The organism is Dactylosporangium sp. CS-047395 (assembly GCF_050942185.1).
Lineage (GTDB): Bacteria > Actinomycetota > Actinomycetes > Mycobacteriales > Micromonosporaceae > Dactylosporangium.
Map to the genome: position 1 here is coordinate 5,161,336 of NZ_CP192015.1, position 19,055 is coordinate 5,180,390.

The window sequence follows — 19,055 nt, forward strand, 5'->3', positions numbered from 1 at the left end:
CGCTCTCACTCGCGGGTACGGACCGGCTGCGGGGTGTGGTTCATTGCAAGGACACAAATTTCCCGGAATTTGAACCCAACGGGTGCCGCCATCCGAACAGCAGGGTGTGAGACGTCTGTTGCAGGCCTTGTTCGTACTGCTCGGTGCCGGATTCGCCGCCCTGGCCGCGCCCGCCGTGGCCCTCGCCGGCCCGAACATCCCCACCCAGCTCAGCAACGCCGACCTGACCCTGCTCAACGGCGTGCGTACCGCCGGCCTGTGGGAGATGCCGGCCGGCCAGATGGCCGCGGAGCGCGGCGCTCACCCGATCGTCCGGCAGATCGGCGCGACGATCGCCCAGCAGCACGTCAAGCTCGACCAGGACGTCGTGGACGCGGCCAACCAGCTCGGCGTCACGCTGCCGACCCAGCCCACCGACCAGCAGACCGGCTGGCTCAACGAGATGCGCGGCGCCTCCTCGAACCAGGAGTTCGACCAGATCTTCGTGGCCCGCCTGCGCGCCGCCCACGGCAAGATCTTCCCGATCATCGCCGCCGTCCGCTCCGGCACGCGCAACGAGATCGTGCGCAAGATCGCCCAGGAGGCCAACACCGTCGTCGAGGGCCACCTGTCGATGCTGGAGAGCACCGACCTGGTCCGCTACGGCGAGCTGCCGCCGATCGCCCTGCCCGAGGTCGACATCGCCAACGCCGGCTCGCTCGTGCAGACCGCCCAGGGCCGCGCCGAGGCGGGCAGCGGCTTCAGCCCGACCGTCGTCTGGGTGGTGCTGATCGCCGCCGTCGTGACCGCCACCGCCAGCTCGTACCGCGTCTTCCGCCCCCGCCCCGCGCGCTAGCCGGCACGGCCTGGCCCCCGCGCTAGCGTGGACGGATGGAGCTTTCGCTGAAGGAGCGGGTCGGCGTGCACCTGGAGCGCGCGGCCACGTCGTCCGCCGGCCGCAGTGCCGAGACGCTCTACGGCGGTCAGGGCCACGCCCTGCGCCAGACGCTGATCGCGCTGCGGGCGGGTGCGTCCCTGGCCGAGCACGAGAGCCCCGGCGAGGCGACGCTGCTGGTCCTGTGCGGCCGGGTCGTGCTGCGCAGCGGCGCGGAGTCCTGGGAGGGCGGCCGGACCGACCTGCTGGTCATCCCGCCCGGCCGGCACAGCCTGGAGGCCGTAGAGGAATCCGCCGCGCTGCTGAGCGTGGCCAAGACCGACTGACGTCAGCGGTTGATGGTGAAGTCGACCGGGCCGCTGGTCTTCGTGCCGACGCGGGCCATCACCTGGTAGGTGCCGGCCGCCGCTGGGGTCGCGGCCGGGTTGCAGGTGTGCGGGGTCGTGCGGTAGCTGCTCCACACGAAGCGGTACCGCACCGCGTCGCCCGCCGCGAACGCCCGCACGTCGGTGGTTTTCTTGGTGTCGCAGTCGTCCGAGGAGAACAGCAGGTTGCCGTCGTGCAGGACCTGGACCTCCTGGGCGCCGGGGCCGAGGTCGCGCGAGCACCAGTCCGCCGACTTGCTCGCGATGCTGATGTTGAACGTGAAGGTGCCGCCCACCACGCCGGGGGAGGGGCTGGTGGTGACCGTGACGGCGATCTGGTCGTCGGTGCACGGGGCGACGTTCGCGGGCGGGGCGCTGCGCTCCGCCGCGGGGGTCGAGGTGGGATCCGGGGTGGCGGGAACGATCTGCGGGGGCGCCGACGGCTCCGCGGCGGCCGACGTGGGCGCAGTCGCATTGCTCACCGGAGCAGCGGGGTTGCTGCTCACGGCGGACGGCTTGGCACCATCGTCGCCACCGCGGACGAAGATCCATACGATGAGCAGGACACCCACGACGGCGACCGCGACCATGGCGCGCCGACGCCAGTACACGGAGGGTGGCAGAGGTCCGACGGTCCAGCCATTCGCCGGTCGTTGCATTCGGGCAGTTTGCCAGAAGCCGTGCGGCGCTTCAGCCCCGGATTCCCTTCAGTGTGACGCCAACCGTGGCCGCGAACCAGTCGGGGTCGTCCAGCCACGGAAAGTGACCGGCGGCCGGGGCGACGACGAGGGAGCTGTTCGGGAACAGCGCGGCGTAGCGGGCCGCGTGGGCCGGCGGGAGCTGGATGTCGAGCTCGCCGCCGACCACCAGCACCGGGGCGGTCACCCGGTCGAGGCCGGACCCGACGAGGAAGTCGCCGCTGTAGTACGCGGCGGCGGCCGTCCGGTTGGTCCGGCGCTCCCCTTCGGCGGCGTAGGCGGCGATGCGGTCGTCCCACCGGCCGTACACGAACGGGGTGATGGCGGCCCAGTCCTCATCGGTGGGCGCTCCGGCCCAGATGCGCTCCAGGGCCGCGAACGCCGGCGGGAACCAGGGCTCGGCGCGGCGCTGCACGGCGATGGCGCGGCGGTCGTCGTCGGTGACCTCGATGCCGACCGCGCGGGGTGAGGGCGTCACCAGGGTGAGCCGGGCGACCCGATCCGGAAACCGCGCGGCGTAGTGCACCGCGATCGCCGCGCCCGCCGAGTGCGCCAGCAGCGCCAGCGCGTCCAGGCCCAGGTGCAGGCGCAGCGCCTCGAGGTCGTCGGCCTGTCGTTCGCACCGGAACGTCGCAGGATCCGACGGTACGGCCGAGTCGCCGGTGCCGCGCAGGTCGAGGCGCAGCGACCCGAGACCGTCCAGATAGGACGAGTCCTGCATCGGCCCGCCCGGCACGCAGAGCACCGGATCCACGCCGCCTACAGCGTGATAGGCCAGGACGGTGCCATCGAACGCGGTGAAGGTCTCCACCCGCAGATCCTACGGGCCGCCGCCACCACCTCGCCGACCTCGACGGCCAGCAGCGCGGGATGCGGCGTCTCGCTGGGCGTGTCGCCGGGCTCGGCGGCGCGGCCGCGCCAGATGGCCACGTGCTGCCGGCGGTCCGGCGGCGGGCCCCACAGCCGCGGCGGGACCGGGCCGAAGAGCACGACCGACGGCGTGCCGTAGGCGGTGGCCAGGTGGGCGATCCCGGTGTCGCCGCTGACCAGTAGCCGGGCGTGGCCGACCAGCCCGGCCAGGTCGCGCAGGCCGGTGCGGCCGGCGAGGACGGCGCCGGGGGACAGCCCCGCCGCCCGGGCCACCCGATGCGCGAGCGGTGCCTCGCCGGACGAGCCGGTGACGACGACGTCGTGGCCGAGGGCGGTCAGGGCCCGGGCCGTGGCCGCGAACCGGTCCTCCGGCCAGCGCCGCAGCCCCGACTTGGCCCCCGGGTGCACGATCGTGGCACCCGGCCGCGGGGATGGCGGACGGGTCAGGGACAGGTCGTCCGAATCGGGGCTCAGGCCGTACCATCGCAGCATCCGGCACCACCGCAGGACCTCGTGCTCGTCGGGGCGCCACCGGGGGCCGCCGGTGCCGAAGCCCAGCGTCCGCCCGGGCCGCGCCGACTCCAGCAGCCACTGCGACTGCGGTCCGCGGCCGTGCAGGTTGACGGCGACGGCCGGGTGCAGCTCGGGCAGTTCGTCGTCGAGGCCGGTGCAGGGCAGCAGCGCGTCGACGGCCCCGGTCAGCTCGGCCAGGGGCGCCAGCCACTCCGGGGCCGCCAGGGTCAGCGGCTCGCCGGGGAAGCCGCGGCGCAGGGCCCGCAGCGCCGGCACCCCGGTCGCGAGGTCGCCGACGCCCAACGCCCGCAGCACCAGGATCACGGGTAGGAACTCTCCGTCTCGGCGCACACGACGAGCTCCCGCACCGCACAGCCGCGGGGCTGGCCGATGGCGAACATGACGGCGGCCGCAACATCGGCCGGATCGTTCAGAACCGCTTCCGGGCCCGGCTTGTACCGCGCGTCGCGCTCGTCGAAGAACCGCGTGCGCATCCCGCCGGGGACGACCAGCGTGACCCCGACCTGCCCGGCCAGCTCGGCGGCCAGGGCCCGGGTGAAGCCGACCACGCCGAACTTGGCCGCGCAGTAGGCGGTGGCGTCGCTGACCGCCTTCACGCCCAGCGTGGAGGAGATGGTGACGACGTGGCCGTGGGTCTCGGTCAGGGCCGGCAGCGCGGCGCGGATGACCGCGGCCGGGGCGAGCAGGTCCACCGCGACGACCCGTTCCCACGTCTCGGCGGGCACGTCGGCGAGGCGGCCGGGCACGTCCATCCCGGCCGCGGTGACGACGGCGTCGAGCCCACCCAGCTCCTCGATCGCCTTGCGGGTGGCGGCCTCCGCGGCCCGGGTGTCGGCGAGGTCGCACTCGATCCACGGCACCCCGCCGGGGTCGCGGCGGTCGATGACGTACGGCCGGTGCCCCATGTCGATCGCCGCCTCCACGACGGCGGCACCGAGGCCGCTGGCGCCCCCGGTGACGAGAATGGCTCGGCTCATGCCCGGATCCCTCCGATCAGACTGGTGGTGGAGCGGCCCTCCAGGTACGGCACGATGACCGTCTGCCCGCCCCACCGCTCGACCAGCTCGGCCTCGGGCAGCTCGGGGCCGCCGTCGGCGTAGTCGCCGCCCTTGACCCAGATGTCGGGTCGCAGCCAGGAAAGGGTCGCCTCAGGGGTCGGCTCGTCGAACACGACCACGGCGTCGACGCAGCCCAGCGCCTCCAGCAGCCGGGCCCGGTCGGCGGCGGGCACGACGGGCCGTTCGGGGCCCTTGAGGCCGCGGACGCTGGCGTCGGAGTTGAGGCAGACGACGAGGCAGTCGCCGAGGGCCCGGGCCGCCTCCAGGGTGGCGATGTGCCCGGCGTGCAGCAGGTCGAAGCAGCCGCCGGTGGCCACGATGGTGCCACCGGCCGCCCGGACCTGGGCGACCGTCCGATGCTCGACCGGCCGCCTGTCGGCCGGATCGGCCGCGGACCGGGCGACGTACGCCGAAGCCGCGCCGACCGCCGCCGTGACCGCCTCGGTGGGCAGCGCGCCCCGGGCCAGCGCGGCCGCCGCGGCCGAGGCGAAGCGGTCCCCGGCGCCGCAGGTGTCCCCCTCGGACACCTGCGGCGCGGGGACGATCAGCGGGGTGGGCCCGGCGTGGCAGAGCACCGCCCCGCTCGCGCCGGTGGTGACGGCGACGGCCGCGGCCCGCCAGCGCCGGCGCAGCTCGTGCCCGGCCCGGGTGGCGGCGGCGATCCGGCCCCCGCCGCCCGCGTCCTCGCTCAACAGGCCCGCCTCGGCCTCGTTCGGGGTCGCCAGCTTCGCGCCGGGGACGGGCGCGGCCCCGCGCGGGTGCGGGTCCCACACGAACGGGGTCCTGGTCGCGTCCAGCGCGGCCCGCAGGCCGGGCCGGCCGGTGAGGCCGCGGCCGTAGTCGCTGACCAGGATCGCGTCGGCCTGGTCGAGCAGCGCCGCGAGGCCGGCCGGGTCGGTCGGCGGGGCGGGGTCGGTGCCGCCGCGGTCCAGGCGCAGCAGGACCTGGCCGCGGGCGCGGAGGCGGACCTTCTCCGGGGTCGGGCCGGGCAGCGTGACCGCGTGCAGCCGCACCCCGGCCGCGGTGAGCAGCTCCGCGAGGCGCAGCCCGCCGGCGTCGTCGGCGAGCGCGGTCACCAGCGTCACGTCGAGCCCGTCGCCCGCCGCGAGCAGCGCGGCGAGCCCGGCGCCGCCGGGGCGGTCCACAGTGGACTCCTCGTCGAGCACGAGCGCGGGCGCGTCGGGGCTGACCCGGCGGACGCTGCCGTCGACGTCGCGGTCCAGCAGGGTGTCGCCGATGACGACGAGCCGGGCGGCGGTCATGAGTACGCCACCACGTGCCGCCGCGGCACGATGTGGGTGTTGATGTGGGCGTCGATGTGCTCGCAGATCACGTGCGCGGCCACGAGGTGCAGCTCCTGCACCACCTGGCCGTCGCCGGGGCAGCAGATCGCCTCGTCGGCCGCCAGCGCGAGCGGGTTCGGGCCGGGCCCGGTCAGCGCCCAGCTGGACAGCCCGGCCGAGCGCGCGGCGTCGACCGCGGCCAGGACGTTCGGGCTGCGGCCGCTGGTGGACAGGGCGAGCAGCACGTCGCCCGGGCGGCCGTGGGCGCGCACCTGCCGGGCGAAGATCTCGCGGTACCCGTAGTCGTTCCCGATCGCCGTCACCGCCGCGGCGTCCGCGCCCAGTGCGATCGCCGACAGCGGCGTGCGCTCGTCGCGCAGCCGGCCGGTGAGCTCGGCCGCGAGGTGCTGGGCCTCGGCCGCGCTGCCGCCGTTGCCGCACACCAGCAGCCGGCCGCCGGCACCGAGGGTCGCGGCCAGCCGCACGCCCCAGCGCTCCAGGTGCGCCGACGCCTGGCGGAACGGGCCGATCGCGGCGGCGAGCGCGGTGAGATGCGCCTCGAGGGCCCTCATCGGGTCACCGCCTCGACGCGGGCCCCGACCGCCGTGCGGTAGGCGGCCTCGACCTGGGTGGCCGTGCGCTGCCACGAGTAGCGGGTGCGGGCGCGGTCGAGGGCGGCGGAGGAGTACCCGAACCGCCGCATGTCACTGCGCAGCAGCCGGCGCAGGGCGTGGCCGAGGGTGCGCGGGTCGCGGGGTGGCACCAGGTCGCCGGTGACCCGGTCGACCACGGTGTCCAGCAGCCCGCCGACGGCCGTGGCCACGACCGGGCGCCCGCACGCCATCGCCTCGAGCGGGGTCAGGCCGAACGGCTCGTACCAGGGCACCGCCGCGACGACGTCGGCCGAGCGGTACCAGGCCGGCATGTCGGCCACCGCGACCTGCCCGATCAGCCGGACCCGGTGCTCCACGGCGCACGCCTCGGCCACCGAGCGCAGCCGCCGGGCCTCGCCGGTGCTCGCGGCGCCGGCGATGACGCATTCGGCGTCGGGGACGTACGGCAGGGCCCGGATCAGTTCGGCGAAGCCCTTGCGCTCGACGAGCCGGCCGACGGAGAGGATGCGGGGCCGCCGGCCGAGCCGCTCGACGGCCGGTCCGTCCGGGGTGAACAGGTCCAGGTCGACGCCGGAGGGCACGAGCGCGATGCGGGACCGGGGCACGCCCATCCGGACGAGCTCGCGGGCCTCGTCGCGGCACTGGGCGATGACCCGGTCGGCGAGCCGGCCGATGCGCCGCTCGAAGCCGATCCGCTGCGGCGGGCTGGTGTCGGCGGCGCCCTGGTGGCGGCGCTTGACGACGCCGAGGGCGTGGAACGTCTGCACGACCGGGATGCCGCGCGGGTTGGCGGCGGTGAGCGCGGCCAGCCCGCTCATCCAGAAGTGCGCGTGCACCACGTCCGGTGTCCACGTGTCCTGGTCCCAGCGGTCGCCGAGCCAGCGGCCGAAGTCGCCCATGTACGGCAGCAGCGCGTCCTTCGGCAGCGGCTCGGGCGGCCCGGCCGGGACGTGCACGACGGTGACCCCGTCACGCATCGCCACCATGTGCGGGCGGCCCGGGCCGTCGCGCCGGGTGTAGACGCGGATGTCGTGGCCGAGCTCGGCCAGGGCCGCGGCCAGCGCGGCGACGTGCGTGTTCTGACCGCCGGCGTCCTCCATGCCCGGCGCGGCCAGCGGGCTGGCGTGCTCGGATATCAGCGCGATGCGCACAGCTCCTCCTCCAGCAGTCGATCCCAGTCGGCCAGGAACCGGTCGAGGCCGTAGCGGCGCAGGGCGGCGGCCCGGCCGGCGGCCCCGAGGCGGCGGGCCTCGTCGGGTGATTCGATGAGCCACAGCGCCGCCTCGGTCAGCGCGCCGACGTTCGTCGACAGCACGCCGGCCCCGGCCGGCACCGCCGCCACGGCCTCGGTCGTGGCCAGCGCCACCACCGGCAGGCCGATGGTCATCGCCTCGATCAGGCTCAGCCCGAGCGACGTCCACCGGCACAGGTGCAGGTAGGCGCGGCGGCGGGCCAGTTCGGCGTGCATGGCGGCCTGGGGCGGGTCGTCGAAGACGGCGATCCGCTCGGCGGCCAGCCCGGCCACGCCCATCCCGAAGACGTCCAGGGGCGCGGCCGCGGCGAAGCGCGGGAACAGGTCGGTGCCGGTGACCCGCCCGCGGCGGACCGGCTCGTTGGTGACCACGGCGAGCCGTTCCAGCTCGCCGGTGTAGCGGGCCCGCGGCTCCACGATGCCGTGCTCGACGACCGTGGTCCGGGTGCGGCCGCAGTCCCAGAACAGGTCGTTGAAGTGGGTGACGTGGACGATGCGGACGTCGTCGCGGTCGGCCAGCGGGTGGCGGCTGTCGGGCACGTCGGCGCGGGGCGTGTTGTGCTCGACGTACACCTTCGGCAGGCGCGCGCAGGAGGCCCACAGCTCCAGCAGGTCCAGCTCCTCGGGGCGCTGCAGGAGCACGAGGTCGATCTCCTCGCGGGCCAGCCGCTCGTACGGCACCTCCTCGACCGTCTCCGGCCAGTCGAAGGTGCGGGCCCGGCCGCGGCCCCACGGCCCGCGGTCGGGGGTGACCGGCATGAGGTACCGATGCTTGCCCTGCACGAAGGCGGTGGTCCACGAGCCGTGCACGTGCCAGAGGAGGATGTTCACGAGTTCCTCCCGGAGCGCAGCAGCTCGACGGCGGCGACGACCGCGACCGGGTCGACCTCCGCCAGGCACGGGTGGCCGCCGATCGGGCACAGCGCGGCGCGGGTGTCGCGGCAGGGGGCGGTGGCGTCGCCGAGCCGCACGACCGGCACCCGGAACGGGCCCCACTGTCCGAAGGGGACGGTCGGCGCGTAGAGGCTCACCACCGGGGTGCCGACGGCCGCGGCGACGTGCGCCGGCCCGGTGTTGCCCACCACGACGCAGTCGGCGCCGGCCACGATCGAGGCCAGCCCGGCCAGGCCGGTGGCGCCGCCGAGGTCGGTCCCGAAGTCGCCGGCGACCTCGGCGGTCAGCTCCTTCTCGGCCGCGCTGCCGGTGACGAGCACGCGGTGCCCGGCCGCGGCGAGGGCCTTGACGACGGCCCGGTAGACCTGCGGCGGGGCGGCGCGGGCCGGGACCGACGCGCCGGGGTGCACGACCACGTAAGGGCCCTCGTCGGCGACCGGCGGCGGCGGTTCGACGATCCGCAGCCGCAGGTCGTCCCCGGGCGGCGGCGGGAACCCGGCCGCGAACGCGAGGGAAAGGGCGCGTTCCGCCTCCGGTACCCCGCCCGGCACCCGGTGCCGCACGTCGAGCAGCGCCCCGGGGTAGTCGTCGCTGATCGCGCTGACCCGCGCCACGCCGGCCATCCGCAGCAGCAGCGCCGTCGGCAGCGCGGACTGGTGGAACGAGGTGAACACGACCGCCTCGTCGGCGCCGACCGCGGCCAGCCGGGCCACGAGTTCGGTCATCGCGGCCGGGTCGACGGCGTCGGGTTCGGGGTCGATCCACGGCAGCCGCCACTCGACGACCTCGTCGACGCCGGGCAGCATCTCGGCCGCGGCCCGGCCGCGCGGCCCGCACAGCAGCACCACCCGGGCCGCCGAGGCCGCGACCGCGCGGATCGCCGGGCCGGTGACGAGCACGTCGCCGGCCGAGTCGGGGCGGACCACGAGAACGGTGCCGGCGGTGTGCGGGGCCCGCTCGCCCGACGGGAACAGCTCGTCGCGGCGCAGGATCAGGTTGACGGCCTGGCGCAGGTCGGCCACGACGGCCGGGGCCGCGCCCACCTCGCGGGCCAGGGTGACGCTGGTCGGGACCAGGATGCCGGTCGCACCGGCGGCGAGCGCGGCCTCCATGTCGCGGCCGATGTCGCCGACCACGACGCACCGCTCCGGCGTGGTGCCCAGCTCGCGGGCGGCCTGCTGGATCAGGCCCGGCTTCGGCTTGCGGCACGGGCAGCCGGCCAGCTCGTCGTGCGGGCAGACCTGCCATGTGTCGAACGGCCCGAGCAGCTCCTCGATGCGGGCGTTGACCCGCCACAGCTGCTCGGCGGTGACCAGGCCGCGGGCCAGCCCGGACTGGTTGGTGACGACGCCGAGGCGCAGGCCGGTGGCGCGCAGCCGGTCCAGGGCGGCCCGGGCGCCGGGCAGCGGGCGGACCAGGACCGGCTCGTTGTTGTACGGCACGTCCTCGACCAGGGTGCCGTCGCGGTCGAGGAGCACGGCGTCGAAGAGGTTCATGCCGCCCGCCGGGGTCGCAGGCCGGCCAGCCAGTGCCCGACCGCCAGCGGGGGGATGAGGATGCTGGTCAGGGCCATGGTGGCCACCTCCGCGGGGGTGCGCGGGCCGGGTGCGATGCGCGCGGCCGCGAACTCGGCCGTGCCCGCCGCCCAGGCCAGCCCGAGCGCGGGGGAGAGCCGCCGCCACCGGCCGGGCAGCGCGAGGGCGGCCAGGGCGCCGATCCCCGCGGCGGTGACGAGCCCGTGCCGGGCCCGGCGGCCGCGCGGGATGCCGAGCAGCAGCCGCCAGTCCGGCCCGTACAGGCGGCGCAGGAAGGCGTCGTCGGCGTTGCCGCGCTGCGTGCGCAGGCTCACCCAGCGGCTCTCGGGCCGGACCGGATGGGTGACCGCGCGCTCGCCGCGGACCAGCCGCCAGCCCGCCCGGCGGACCCGGTGCGCGAGCTCGGCGTCCTCGCGGAACGCCCGCGGGAACCGCTCGTCGAAGCCGCCGGTTTCCTGCAGGACCCTTCGCCGGTACGCCATGTCGGCCGTCAGCCACGCCCCGCTCTCCAGGCCGATCGTGACCCGCTCCCAGTCCGTCGGGCGGCGCCCGGCCGGGCGGGGGACGTGGATGCGGCCCTGCACCCCGCCGACGTCGGCCCCGACGGCAAGGTCGGCCCGCAGCCGGGCGAACCAGCCGGGTTCCGGCACCACGTCGTCGTCGAGGAACACCACCCACTCACCGGTCGCCTCGCGCCAGCCGGTGTTGCGGGCCACGGCCGGGCCCCGCCGCGCGCGGTCCTCGACGACGATCAGCTCGGCGTCGGGCGGCAGCGTCCCGAGCGCGTCCAGCAGCGTGCGCAGGCTGGTGCGGCCCAGCGTCGGCACCACGAGGCTGACCCCGGTCACCGTCCGCCACCGGAGGCGGTCGCGAAGCCGGCCCGGTGCACGGCGAACGGCCCGATGGCCAGCAGGTCGACCGGGGCGGAGCCGAACAGCTCCATCGCCTCGCGGGGGGTGTCGACCATCGGCCGGCCGGCGGTGTTCAGCGACGTGTTGACCACGACCGGCAGGCCGGTGCGCGCCTCGAACGCCTCCAGCATCCGCGCCACCAGCGGCTCGTCCTGCTCGTGTACCGTCTGCACGCGCGCGGTCCCGTCGACGTGCACGACGGCCGGGATGCGGTCCGTCCACTCCGGACGGACGCGGTGCACGAAGAGCATGTAGGGGCTCGGGAACACCCCGTCGAAGACGTCCCCGAACCGCTCGGCGCGCACCATCGGCGCGATCGGGCGGAACTGTTCGCGGCCCTTCACGTCGTTGAGCCGGGCCGTCATCGCCCGGTCGCCGGGGTGCGCGAGCAGCGAGCGGTGGCCGAGGGCGCGCGGGCCGTACTCGCTGCGGCCCTGGAACCAGGCCACGATCCCACCGGCGGCCAGGACGTCGGCGGCGGTGCCGGCGATGTCGGGCGGGCGGGAGTAGGGCAGCGCGGCCCGGCGCAGCTCCTCCTCGAGCTCCTCGTCGCTCCAGCCCCGCCCCAGATCGGCCCCGCGCATGGGTTCCAGCCACGGCTCGGCCGCGGACGCGAGGTGCAGGGCGGCGCCGAGCGCGGTGCCGGCGTCCCCGGCCGCGGGCTGCACCCAGACGTGGCGGAACGGGCTCTCGGCGGCGATGCGGGCGTTGGCCACGCAGTTGAGCGCCACCCCGCCGGCCATGGTGAGCGTCGGCGGGCGCCCGGCCATCTCGTACGTCCACCGGGCCAGGTCCAGCAGGACCTCCTCCAGCCGGGTCTGCACGGAGGCGGCCAGGTCGGCGTGGTCGGCGGTCAGCTCGCCGTCGGCCGCGCGCGCCTTGGCCAGCGACGGCCAGTCGATCGGCTCGACCGCGAAGCCGCCGCCCTCGGTGGGGTAGACCAGGTCGCGCAGCTCGGGCAGGAACCGGGGCCGGCCGTAGGAAGCCAGGGCCATCACCTTGTACTCGTCGCTGGAGTGCAGGAAGCCCAGGTGCCGGGTCAGGTCCTCGTACAGCAGGCCCAGCGAGTGCGGCAGGCTCTGGGCGGCGAGGGTGGTGAGCTCGCCGTCGCGGTAGACGCCGGCGAGGTGGCTGGCGGTCTCGCCGCGCCCGTCGAGCACCAGGACCGCGCCGTTGCCACCCGCGGCCAGCCCGGCCGAGGCGGCGTGGGCGACGTGGTGCGGCACGAACCGGACCTGCTGCGGGTCGAGGCCGGGCAGCGCCTCGGCGAGGAACTTCGGGGCCCGGCGGGCGTAGTCGACCCGCATCGCGTCGGCCGGGTCGTCGACGCCGAGGGCCGTGAGGTCGCCGCAGAGGGTGGGGTCGAAGGAGTACGCGACCGCGTCGAGGTCCTCCGGGCGCAGGCCCGCCTCGCGCAGGCACCAGGCCGCCGCGAGCTCGGGCAGTTCCCAGGCGGAGAACGGTACCGGCCGCTTGCCGTGCTTGCGCCGGCTGAACCGCTCCTCCTCGGCGGCGGCGATGGTGCGTCCGTCGATGACGAGGGCCGCGGCGGGGTCGTGGAAGATCGCGTTGATGCCGAGGACTCTCATGCCCCGGCCGACTACCCCCGCTGTTCTGGCCCAACCAAAACGGTTCTCGGGCAGAACCGATCCCGCCTGGTGGGAACGGTTGAAGTCGCTCGAACGGGGAACTCGGCCTGCCCATGCACATCGTCGAGCACCTCATCGCCGGCGCGTGGACGGCCGGGCGGGACACGTCAACCGTGATCGATCCCCACGACGGGACGCCGGTGTCCACCGTGCCGGCCGCCACACCGCACGAGGTCGCGCTGGCGGTGGCGGCGGCCCGCGGTGCGCAGCCGGACTGGGCGGCGACCGCTCCCGACGCCCGCGCGGACGCGCTGCGGTCCGCGGCCACCGCCGTCGAGCACGCCACCGGCGCCCTCGCCCGGACGATGTCGGCCGAGATGGGCAAGCCCGAGCACGAGGCGGCGGCGTCGATCGCGGCGGGGGTCGGGACGCTGCGGCAGTACGCCGAACTGGGCCCCCTGCACGGCGGGCGCACCCTCGGCGGCGACCTGGGCGCGCTGGACCTGATGCTGCGCGAGCCGCGCGGCGTCGTGGCCGCGATCACGCCCTGGAACGATCCGGTGGCGATCGCCTGCGGGCTGCTCGGCGCCGCCCTGGTCACCGGCAACGCGGTCGTGCACAAGCCCAGCGAGCGCACCCCGGCCACCGGCTGGCTGCTCACCAAGGTCCTCGAGCCGCATTTTCCGCCGTCGGTACTGTCGATGCTCGCCGGAGCCGGCCCGACCGGTGCCGCGCTGGCCGAGTCGGCCGTCGATGTCGTCGCGCACGTCGGTTCGACCGCGACCGGCCGCGCGATCGCCGCCGCGGCCGCCCGTACCGGAGCCAAGGTTCTCCTGGAGAACGGCGGCTGCGATCCGCTCGTCGTCGACGGCGACGTGGACCCGGCCTGGGCCGCCCAGCAGGCCGCCATGGGCGCGTTCGCCAACGCAGGGCAGATCTGCGTGTCCGTGGAGCGCATCTACGTCCATCAGGATGTGGCCGAGGACTTCCTGGCCGCGCTGGTGAAGGAGGCGGCCGCGTTCGAGATCGGCCCGCTGGTCGACGTGCGGCACCGCACGGGCGTGCACGGGCAGGTCGTCGACGCCCTCGACCGCGGCGCCCGGCTGCTGGCCGGGGGAGTCGTGCCGGACCGGCCCGGCGCCTGGTACCCGCCGACCGTGCTGGCTAGCTGCACCGACGAGATGCGGGTCGTGGAGAGCGAGACGTTCGGGCCGGTGGCGGCGGTCGTCGAGGTGCCGTCCTTCGACGAGGCGCTGCGCCGGGCCGCGCGCTCCCCGTACGGGCTGGCGGCCACCGTCCTGACCGGCTCGATGAGCAACGCCCACTGGGCGTCGCAGCAGCTGGAGGCCGGCACAGTGAAGATCAACGCGGTCTTCGGCGGCGCGCCCGGCGGCGCCGCCCACCCGCGAAGGGGCAGCGGCCAGGGCTTCGGCTACGGCCCAGAACTGCTCGACGAGATGACGGCCACCAAGGTCGTGCACTTGGAAGCGCCGCCGGGGGGCTGGTGATGGCCCGTAGGACCCGGTGCGGTTTTGAGGGGGTGTGGGTGGAGCTTGCTCCCCCACCGCTTTTCAGGACATCGAACGGTAAACCCCGCTGCCAGGGCGCCCATACAGTGGGTTCGACCTTCCGGTGCTTGATCAGCCTCAGACTTCCGGCAGGGTGCTTGATCAGCCTCAGTCTTCCTGCGAGGTGCTTGATCAGCCTCAGTCAACCTGCAGGGTGCTTGAGCAGCCTCAGTCTTCTTGCAGGTGTCTGCGCAGGAAGTCCAGGGCGTGGGCCAGCAGGCGCGAGACGTGCATCTGCGACAGCCCGACCTGCTTGGCGATCTCGAGCTGGGAGAGGTTGCCGTAGAAGCGCATGGACAGGATGCGCTGCTCGCGCTCGGGCAGGCGGGCGATCACCCGTTTGAGCGACTCGCGGTATTCGACCAGGCCGAACTCCGGCGACTCGCCGCCGAGGGTGTCGAGCATGGTGCTGTCGTCGTCCATGCCGGGCGTGGGCACGTCGAGGGAGAGCGGGCGGTACGCCTGGGCCGCCCCGACCGCCTCGATCACCTGCTCCTCGGCGAGGTCGGTGTACACCGCGATGTCGCCGACCGTCGGCGAGCGCCCGAGCTGCTGGGTGAGGGCGTCGCGGGCCTGGTTGACGGCCATCCGCAGTTCCTGGAGCCGGCGCGGCAGCCGTACCCCGGACGCCCGGTCGCGGAAGTGCCGCTTGAGCTCGCCGGTGATCGTCGGCGTGGCGTAGGTGCCGAACTCGGTGCCGTGCTGCGGGTCGAACCCGTCGACCGCCTTGACCAGGCCGAGCGCGGCGACCTGGGCCAGGTCGGCGGACGGCTCGCTGCCGCCCTCGTAGCGGCGGGCCAGGCGGTGCGCGGCCGGCAGGCACTGGCGGATGACCTGCTCCCGTACCCGGAACCGGGCCGGGTCGGCGGGGTCCATGTCGGCCATCCGCAGCAGCCGCTCGGTGACACCCGCGGGCCACTGCCCGTGCCCGAGCTCGACCGACTCCAGATCGACCGGGCGGCGCTCGCGCTGCGGGACCGGCCACTCCAGCCGGTCGTACGCGCGCAGCGCCTTGGCCGCGCCGGCGATCTCCAGCGCGGACAGGCCGACCCCGGCGGCCCCGCTGACGTGCACCTCGGCGTCGAGCTGCTCGCCGCGCCGCCGCAGGTACAGCAGGATCTTGATGGCCGCGGCGTCGATCAGCCGGACCCCGGTCACGTCGATCGCGATTTCGGACGTCCGCGCGTCGAACTGCTCAAATACGATCTGGCGCAGGTACGGCGCCGAGGCGTAGTCCAGCACCCCGGCGCACTCGAGCAAGGTCGCGTCCGGGCGCTGTGACACCTTGATCGTCAAGTCCATGAGCACGCCCCCTCATGCCCACGCTATGCCGATGTGGGCGGCGGCGCACCGTGAGCGCCAGAATTCGCACCCGGGCCCACCTCCATCACCAGGATCGCCCCGATCACCCCGGCGGTCTCACTGGTGAGCGGGGAGCACACCACGCGCAGCTCGATCGTGCGACCCCGGCGGTTGACGGCCGTCTGCTCCGTCTCCTCCCGGTCCGAGCGGCCGGCCAGCACCTCGCGGATGGCCGGGCGCAGCTGGGAGGTCGACAACCCGATGTCGATGTTGAGGAAGTGCTGGCCGACCGCCTCGTCCGGGCGCAGCCCCCAGAGGTCCTCGGAGCGGCGGTTCCACACCAGGATGTGCATCTCGCGGTCGAGCACCACCACGCCGGCCTGCAGGCTGGTGAGGATGGCCTCCATGAACGAGTTGGCGTCGTTGAGCTCGGTGGTGCGCTCCCGCAGCTCGTCGTTGATCGACTGGAGCTCGTCGTTGGTCGACTGCAGCTCCTCGTTCATGGTCTCCAGCTCCTCGTTCGTGGACTGGAGCTCCTCGTTGGTGGTCTCCAGCTCCTCGACCGTGGACTGCAGCTCCTCGTTCGTGGTCTCCAGTTCCTCGTTGGTGGACTGCAGCTCCTCGTACGCGGTCTCCAGCTGGCGGTTCGCGTGCTCCAGCTCGTCCTGCAGACGCCGCGACGCCGTCATGTCCTGGAAGATCACCACGACGCCGAGCAGCCCGGCATCCGAGTCGATCAGCGGATGGATCTGGATGTTGAGGAACTGCTTCTCCGCGGCACCGGTCGCGAGCTCGACGTCGTCGATGCGGGTGACCCGGCGCTCCACCTGGGCCTGCTCGATGTACCCCCGAAGCTCGACCGGGCGGTAGGACAGGTCGAGATCGCGGAACGGCCGGCCGATGTCGCGCGGCGAGACCCCGAAGAGCGTCTCCGCGTGCCGGTTGGTCAGCGCCACGAGCCCGTCGGCGGTGACCACGACCTGGGCCACGGGGCTCGCCATGAACGCCTCGTGGCGCAGCCGGTCCAGCCCGAACAGCTCGGTGCGCGGCGGCGTCTGCGGCGGCTCGGCCAGGTAGGCCCCGCCGTTGAGCACCGGCCGGGACACTTTGCGGAACATCCGCCGCTTGAGGTCCAGCGGGGTGAACAGGTTGGCGTGGCTGAGCAGCATCTCGGCCTTGCCCAGGAACAGCACCCCACCCGGGGCGAGCGCGAAGTGGAACCGCGACAGGATGCGGGTCTGCGTCTCGGCGTTGAAGTACATCAGCGCGTTGCGGCACACCAGCAGGTCGATGCGGCTGATCGGGGCGTCCTGCACGAGATCGTTGCGGCCGAAGATGATCGAGCGGCGAAGATCCTTGCGGAAGGTGTACCGCGCGCCGGCCGGCTCGAAGTAGCGCTCGACCAGCTCCGGCTCGAGGTGGGCGAGATCGCGGTCGGTGTAGGTGGCCTGCCGGGCGTGGGCCAGGCTCTCCTCGTCGACGTCGGTGGCGTAGATCTTGACCCGGTCGCGGAACGAGTCCGGCCCCATCGTCTCGGCCAGCACGATCGCGAGGGTGTAGGCCTCCTCGCCCGACGCGCAGCCGGCGCTCCACACCCGCAGCGGACCGTCGTGCTCGTCCACGAGGCGGGGGAGCACCTCGCGGCTCAGCGCGGTCCAGGCGTCCGGGTCGCGGAAGAACCCGGTCACGTTGATCAGGATGGTGTTGAACAGGGCCGTGAACTCGTCCGGGTGCACCTGGAGGTAGTCCAGGTATTCGGCGTAGTTCTCCGGCGGCACCTGCGACATGCGCCGGTCGACCCGCCGCATCAGGCTGGAGCGCTTGTAACCGGTGAAGTCGAAGCCGCGGGCCTCCTTGAGGTAGACCAGGAGGGCCTCGAAGTCCGGGTCGGTCTGCGTCACCGCGCCACGTTACCGCTTGACGGGGAGGCGCAGTGTCGCCCACACCACCTTTCCGTCGGCGGTATGCACACAGCCCCACGCCGACGACATGCCCTCCACGATCAACAAGCCCCGCCCGGGCTCCTCGTCCTCACCCCCGGAGCGCTCCAGCGGCAGCGGGCTCTCGTCGCGAACGGCCAGGTGGAGGTGGCGATTGCGCAGGACGACACTGATCTGCATCGGCGTGCCGGCGTGCTCGACCGCGTTGGCCACGAGCTCGGTGACGATCAGCGCCGCGGTGTCGGCCAGGTGGGTGATCTTCCATTGGGTGCAGGCGCGGTCGACGAGCTCGCGGGCGGAACTGGTGGCGTCCGGCTCAGCGGCGAGGGCCACCTCCATCCGGCGCGGGCCGGGCAGCCGGGCGTGGGCGGCCAGGGCGCCGGCGGCGTCGTGGTGCACCGGCACCTGCCGGGCCACGCCGAGCCGTTCCAGCTGATCGCGCAGGTGCGTGTCCGGCCCGACGAGCATCACGTCGGTGCCGGTGTCCACGCCCTGGCGGGCCAGCATCGGGAACGCGGTCAGGGTGATGTCGTCGATCGCGTCGAGCTGGGCGACGTCGATCAGCAGCACCTCGGGGTGGTCGGTGAGGGCCTTCTGGGCCGCCTGGCGCAGGCCCGGCACGGTGGCGAAGGTCAGCCGCCCGACCGGGCGCAGCACAGCGACCGGCAGGTCCGGCTCGTGGGTGCAGGTCAGCTCATCGGTGTGCAGATTCATGGCACGGCGTCCTCGGGCACGTCGTTCTCCAAAGCTCCGAGCCGCTCGATGAGCTGCCGGATGGTCTTGCCGGCGGTTTCGGCCTCGCCGGCCGTCTCAGCGTAGTGCCGGGCCATCGAGCCGCTGCCCCGGACCGTGGCCGAGGCGGCCAGCCGCCGGCTCAGCGCCGCCTTCTCCTCGAGGCTGCGCAGGGCCATCCACAGCGCGCCTTCCAGCGACCCGCCCAGCTCGTCGAGCAGCCCGGCCGCGGACCAGGCGTGCCCGACCCGGCAGCGGAACCGTCCGGGCGTGCCGGGCATCTCGAACAGCGCCCCGTGGCACGACGGACATCCGAACCCGGCCGGCATCGCGCCGATCCGGTCGGCGGTGATGTCCTCGAGTGCCGCCATGGCGTCCTCCGCATCCAGTTCCGCTCGCTCCACGCTCTCGCGGGGCGCGGGCCCCGGCAATCCCCCGAGCAGCTCGGCCAGCGCGGCGCCGATCATCCCGGCCGGCAGCGACCGGGCCGTGGGCACCTGGGCGGCGGCGTGGCGCGGCATCGACGGGTACAACGCCTCCTGCGGGTCCTGGATGATCCCGGAGCCGCCCTGCCGCGCGATCTCGGCCAGCCCGTAGGCGCCGTCGTCGCGGTTGCCGGACAGCACCACGCCCAGCGCGGCCGCACCCCACCAGCGGGCGGCCGAACGGAACAACGGATCCGCGGCCGGCCGGTGGCCGTTCTCCATCGGGCCGTGCGACAGGCGCAGGCGGCCGTCGCGGATCAGCAGATGGTGGTTGGGCGGGGCGATGTAGACGTACCCGGCCTCGATCGCCGCGCCGTCGGTGGCGTGCACCGCGGGCAGCGGCCCGGACCGGCTCAGAATCTGGGGCAGCGCGGTCGTCCCCGTCCGGGGCACGTGCAGCACCACGCAGACCGCACCCGGCAGGTTCGGGGGCAACCCGGCGGTGAATGCGCGCAGGGCCTCAACGCCGCCGGCGGAGGCGCCGACGACGACGATCCCCCGAGGCTCGGTCATGCTCGATAATTCTACGCTGTCCATGGCCCACCCACGGG

Annotated in this window: 18 protein-coding genes; 3 read left to right on the top strand and 15 right to left on the bottom strand. The window is 74.6% G+C overall.

Features of this window, described 5'->3' with window-relative positions; translation table 11 throughout:
* Window positions 1-106: 106 nt before the first annotated feature.
* Window positions 107-835 carry a DUF4142 domain-containing protein gene (locus ACQP00_RS24330; protein ID WP_433222753.1) on the top strand — a complete coding sequence of 243 codons (729 nt, stop codon included), beginning with the start codon at window positions 107-109 and terminating at the stop codon, window positions 833-835.
* A gap of 35 nt (window positions 836-870) precedes the next feature.
* Window positions 871-1,200, top strand: a complete 330-nt coding sequence (locus tag ACQP00_RS24335; protein ID WP_433222755.1) for a cupin domain-containing protein — start codon at window positions 871-873, stop codon at window positions 1,198-1,200.
* Window positions 1,201-1,202: 2 nt separating this feature from the next.
* Here ACQP00_RS24335 and ACQP00_RS24340 read toward each other — a convergent pair whose 3' ends face one another.
* From ACQP00_RS24340 to ACQP00_RS24390, 11 genes are all read right to left on the bottom strand, one after another.
* A complete protein-coding gene (locus ACQP00_RS24340; protein WP_433222757.1) occupies window positions 1,203-1,721 on the bottom strand; it encodes a hypothetical protein in 519 nt (172 codons plus the stop codon).
* Window positions 1,722-1,929: 208 nt separating this feature from the next.
* Window positions 1,930-2,748 (bottom strand): alpha/beta fold hydrolase, encoded by an 819-nt coding sequence (locus ACQP00_RS24345; protein WP_433222759.1) that lies wholly within the window; start codon window positions 2,746-2,748, stop codon window positions 1,930-1,932.
* Window positions 2,697-3,644: a glycosyltransferase family 9 protein gene (locus ACQP00_RS24350; protein WP_433222761.1), complete on the bottom strand. Its 948-nt coding sequence runs from the start codon at window positions 3,642-3,644 to the stop codon at window positions 2,697-2,699. The genes ACQP00_RS24345 and ACQP00_RS24350 overlap by 52 nt, the downstream gene beginning before the upstream one ends.
* Complete coding sequence (locus ACQP00_RS24355; RefSeq protein WP_433222763.1) at window positions 3,641-4,318, bottom strand: SDR family oxidoreductase; 678 nt, start codon at window positions 4,316-4,318, stop codon at window positions 3,641-3,643. The genes ACQP00_RS24350 and ACQP00_RS24355 overlap by 4 nt, the downstream gene beginning before the upstream one ends.
* Entirely contained in the window at window positions 4,315-5,661 is a 1,347-nt protein-coding gene (locus ACQP00_RS24360) for a PfkB family carbohydrate kinase (RefSeq protein WP_433222765.1), read from the bottom strand. Before ACQP00_RS24360 ends, ACQP00_RS24355 begins: the two co-directional genes overlap by 4 nt.
* Complete coding sequence (locus ACQP00_RS24365) at window positions 5,658-6,254, bottom strand: D-sedoheptulose-7-phosphate isomerase (RefSeq protein WP_433222767.1); 597 nt, start codon at window positions 6,252-6,254, stop codon at window positions 5,658-5,660. The genes ACQP00_RS24360 and ACQP00_RS24365 overlap by 4 nt, the downstream gene beginning before the upstream one ends.
* Entirely contained in the window at window positions 6,251-7,447 is a 1,197-nt protein-coding gene (locus ACQP00_RS24370; protein ID WP_433222769.1) for a glycosyltransferase, read from the bottom strand. Before ACQP00_RS24370 ends, ACQP00_RS24365 begins: the two co-directional genes overlap by 4 nt.
* On the bottom strand, window positions 7,432-8,379 hold the full coding sequence (locus ACQP00_RS24375; protein WP_433222771.1) for a glycosyltransferase: 948 nt from the start codon (window positions 8,377-8,379) through the stop codon (window positions 7,432-7,434). The genes ACQP00_RS24370 and ACQP00_RS24375 overlap by 16 nt, the downstream gene beginning before the upstream one ends.
* Window positions 8,376-9,938 (bottom strand): HAD-IIIA family hydrolase, encoded by a 1,563-nt coding sequence (locus tag ACQP00_RS24380; RefSeq protein ID WP_433222773.1) that lies wholly within the window; start codon window positions 9,936-9,938, stop codon window positions 8,376-8,378. The genes ACQP00_RS24375 and ACQP00_RS24380 overlap by 4 nt, the downstream gene beginning before the upstream one ends.
* Window positions 9,935-10,825 carry a glycosyltransferase family 2 protein gene (locus ACQP00_RS24385; RefSeq protein ID WP_433222775.1) on the bottom strand — a complete coding sequence of 297 codons (891 nt, stop codon included), beginning with the start codon at window positions 10,823-10,825 and terminating at the stop codon, window positions 9,935-9,937. Before ACQP00_RS24385 ends, ACQP00_RS24380 begins: the two co-directional genes overlap by 4 nt.
* Window positions 10,822-12,477 (bottom strand): carbamoyltransferase family protein, encoded by a 1,656-nt coding sequence (locus ACQP00_RS24390; protein ID WP_433222777.1) that lies wholly within the window; start codon window positions 12,475-12,477, stop codon window positions 10,822-10,824. The genes ACQP00_RS24385 and ACQP00_RS24390 overlap by 4 nt, the downstream gene beginning before the upstream one ends.
* A gap of 113 nt (window positions 12,478-12,590) precedes the next feature.
* Here ACQP00_RS24390 and ACQP00_RS24395 point away from each other — a divergent pair, with 113 nt between their 5' ends.
* A complete protein-coding gene (locus ACQP00_RS24395) occupies window positions 12,591-13,985 on the top strand; it encodes an aldehyde dehydrogenase family protein (protein ID WP_433222779.1) in 1,395 nt (464 codons plus the stop codon).
* 228 nt (window positions 13,986-14,213) lie between these two features.
* Here ACQP00_RS24395 and ACQP00_RS24400 read toward each other — a convergent pair whose 3' ends face one another.
* From ACQP00_RS24400 to ACQP00_RS24415, 4 genes are read right to left on the bottom strand one after another with little or no spacing between them, the layout of a single operon-like run.
* Entirely contained in the window at window positions 14,214-15,347 is a 1,134-nt protein-coding gene (locus ACQP00_RS24400) for a SigB/SigF/SigG family RNA polymerase sigma factor (RefSeq protein ID WP_433222781.1), read from the bottom strand.
* Window positions 15,348-15,370: 23 nt separating this feature from the next.
* On the bottom strand, window positions 15,371-17,248 hold the full coding sequence (locus ACQP00_RS24405; RefSeq protein ID WP_433222783.1) for a CheR family methyltransferase: 1,878 nt from the start codon (window positions 17,246-17,248) through the stop codon (window positions 15,371-15,373).
* Window positions 17,249-17,257: 9 nt separating this feature from the next.
* On the bottom strand, window positions 17,258-18,001 hold the full coding sequence (locus ACQP00_RS24410) for an ATP-binding protein (RefSeq protein ID WP_433222785.1): 744 nt from the start codon (window positions 17,999-18,001) through the stop codon (window positions 17,258-17,260).
* A complete protein-coding gene (locus tag ACQP00_RS24415; RefSeq protein ID WP_433222787.1) occupies window positions 17,998-19,017 on the bottom strand; it encodes a chemotaxis protein CheB in 1,020 nt (339 codons plus the stop codon). Before ACQP00_RS24415 ends, ACQP00_RS24410 begins: the two co-directional genes overlap by 4 nt.
* Window positions 19,018-19,055: the final 38 nt, after the last annotated feature.

Excerpts from the sequence above, each read along its gene's own strand:
- ACQP00_RS24335 (WP_433222755.1), top strand. The coding sequence starts at position 871 with ATGGAGCTTTCGCTGAAGGAGCGGGTCGGCGTGCACCTGGAGCGCGCG.
- ACQP00_RS24355 (WP_433222763.1), bottom strand. The coding sequence starts at position 4,318 with ATGAGCCGAGCCATTCTCGTCACCGGGGGCGCCAGCGGCCTCGGTGCC.
- ACQP00_RS24360 (WP_433222765.1), bottom strand. The coding sequence starts at position 5,661 with ATGACCGCCGCCCGGCTCGTCGTCATCGGCGACACCCTGCTGGACCGC.
- ACQP00_RS24365 (WP_433222767.1), bottom strand. The coding sequence starts at position 6,254 with ATGAGGGCCCTCGAGGCGCATCTCACCGCGCTCGCCGCCGCGATCGGC.
- ACQP00_RS24380 (WP_433222773.1), bottom strand. The coding sequence starts at position 9,938 with ATGAACCTCTTCGACGCCGTGCTCCTCGACCGCGACGGCACCCTGGTC.
- ACQP00_RS24390 (WP_433222777.1), bottom strand. The coding sequence starts at position 12,477 with ATGAGAGTCCTCGGCATCAACGCGATCTTCCACGACCCCGCCGCGGCC.
- ACQP00_RS24395 (WP_433222779.1), top strand. The coding sequence starts at position 12,591 with ATGCACATCGTCGAGCACCTCATCGCCGGCGCGTGGACGGCCGGGCGG.
- ACQP00_RS24400 (WP_433222781.1), bottom strand. The coding sequence starts at position 15,347 with ATGGACTTGACGATCAAGGTGTCACAGCGCCCGGACGCGACCTTGCTC.
- ACQP00_RS24410 (WP_433222785.1), bottom strand. The coding sequence starts at position 18,001 with ATGAATCTGCACACCGATGAGCTGACCTGCACCCACGAGCCGGACCTG.
- ACQP00_RS24415 (WP_433222787.1), bottom strand. The coding sequence starts at position 19,017 with ATGACCGAGCCTCGGGGGATCGTCGTCGTCGGCGCCTCCGCCGGCGGC.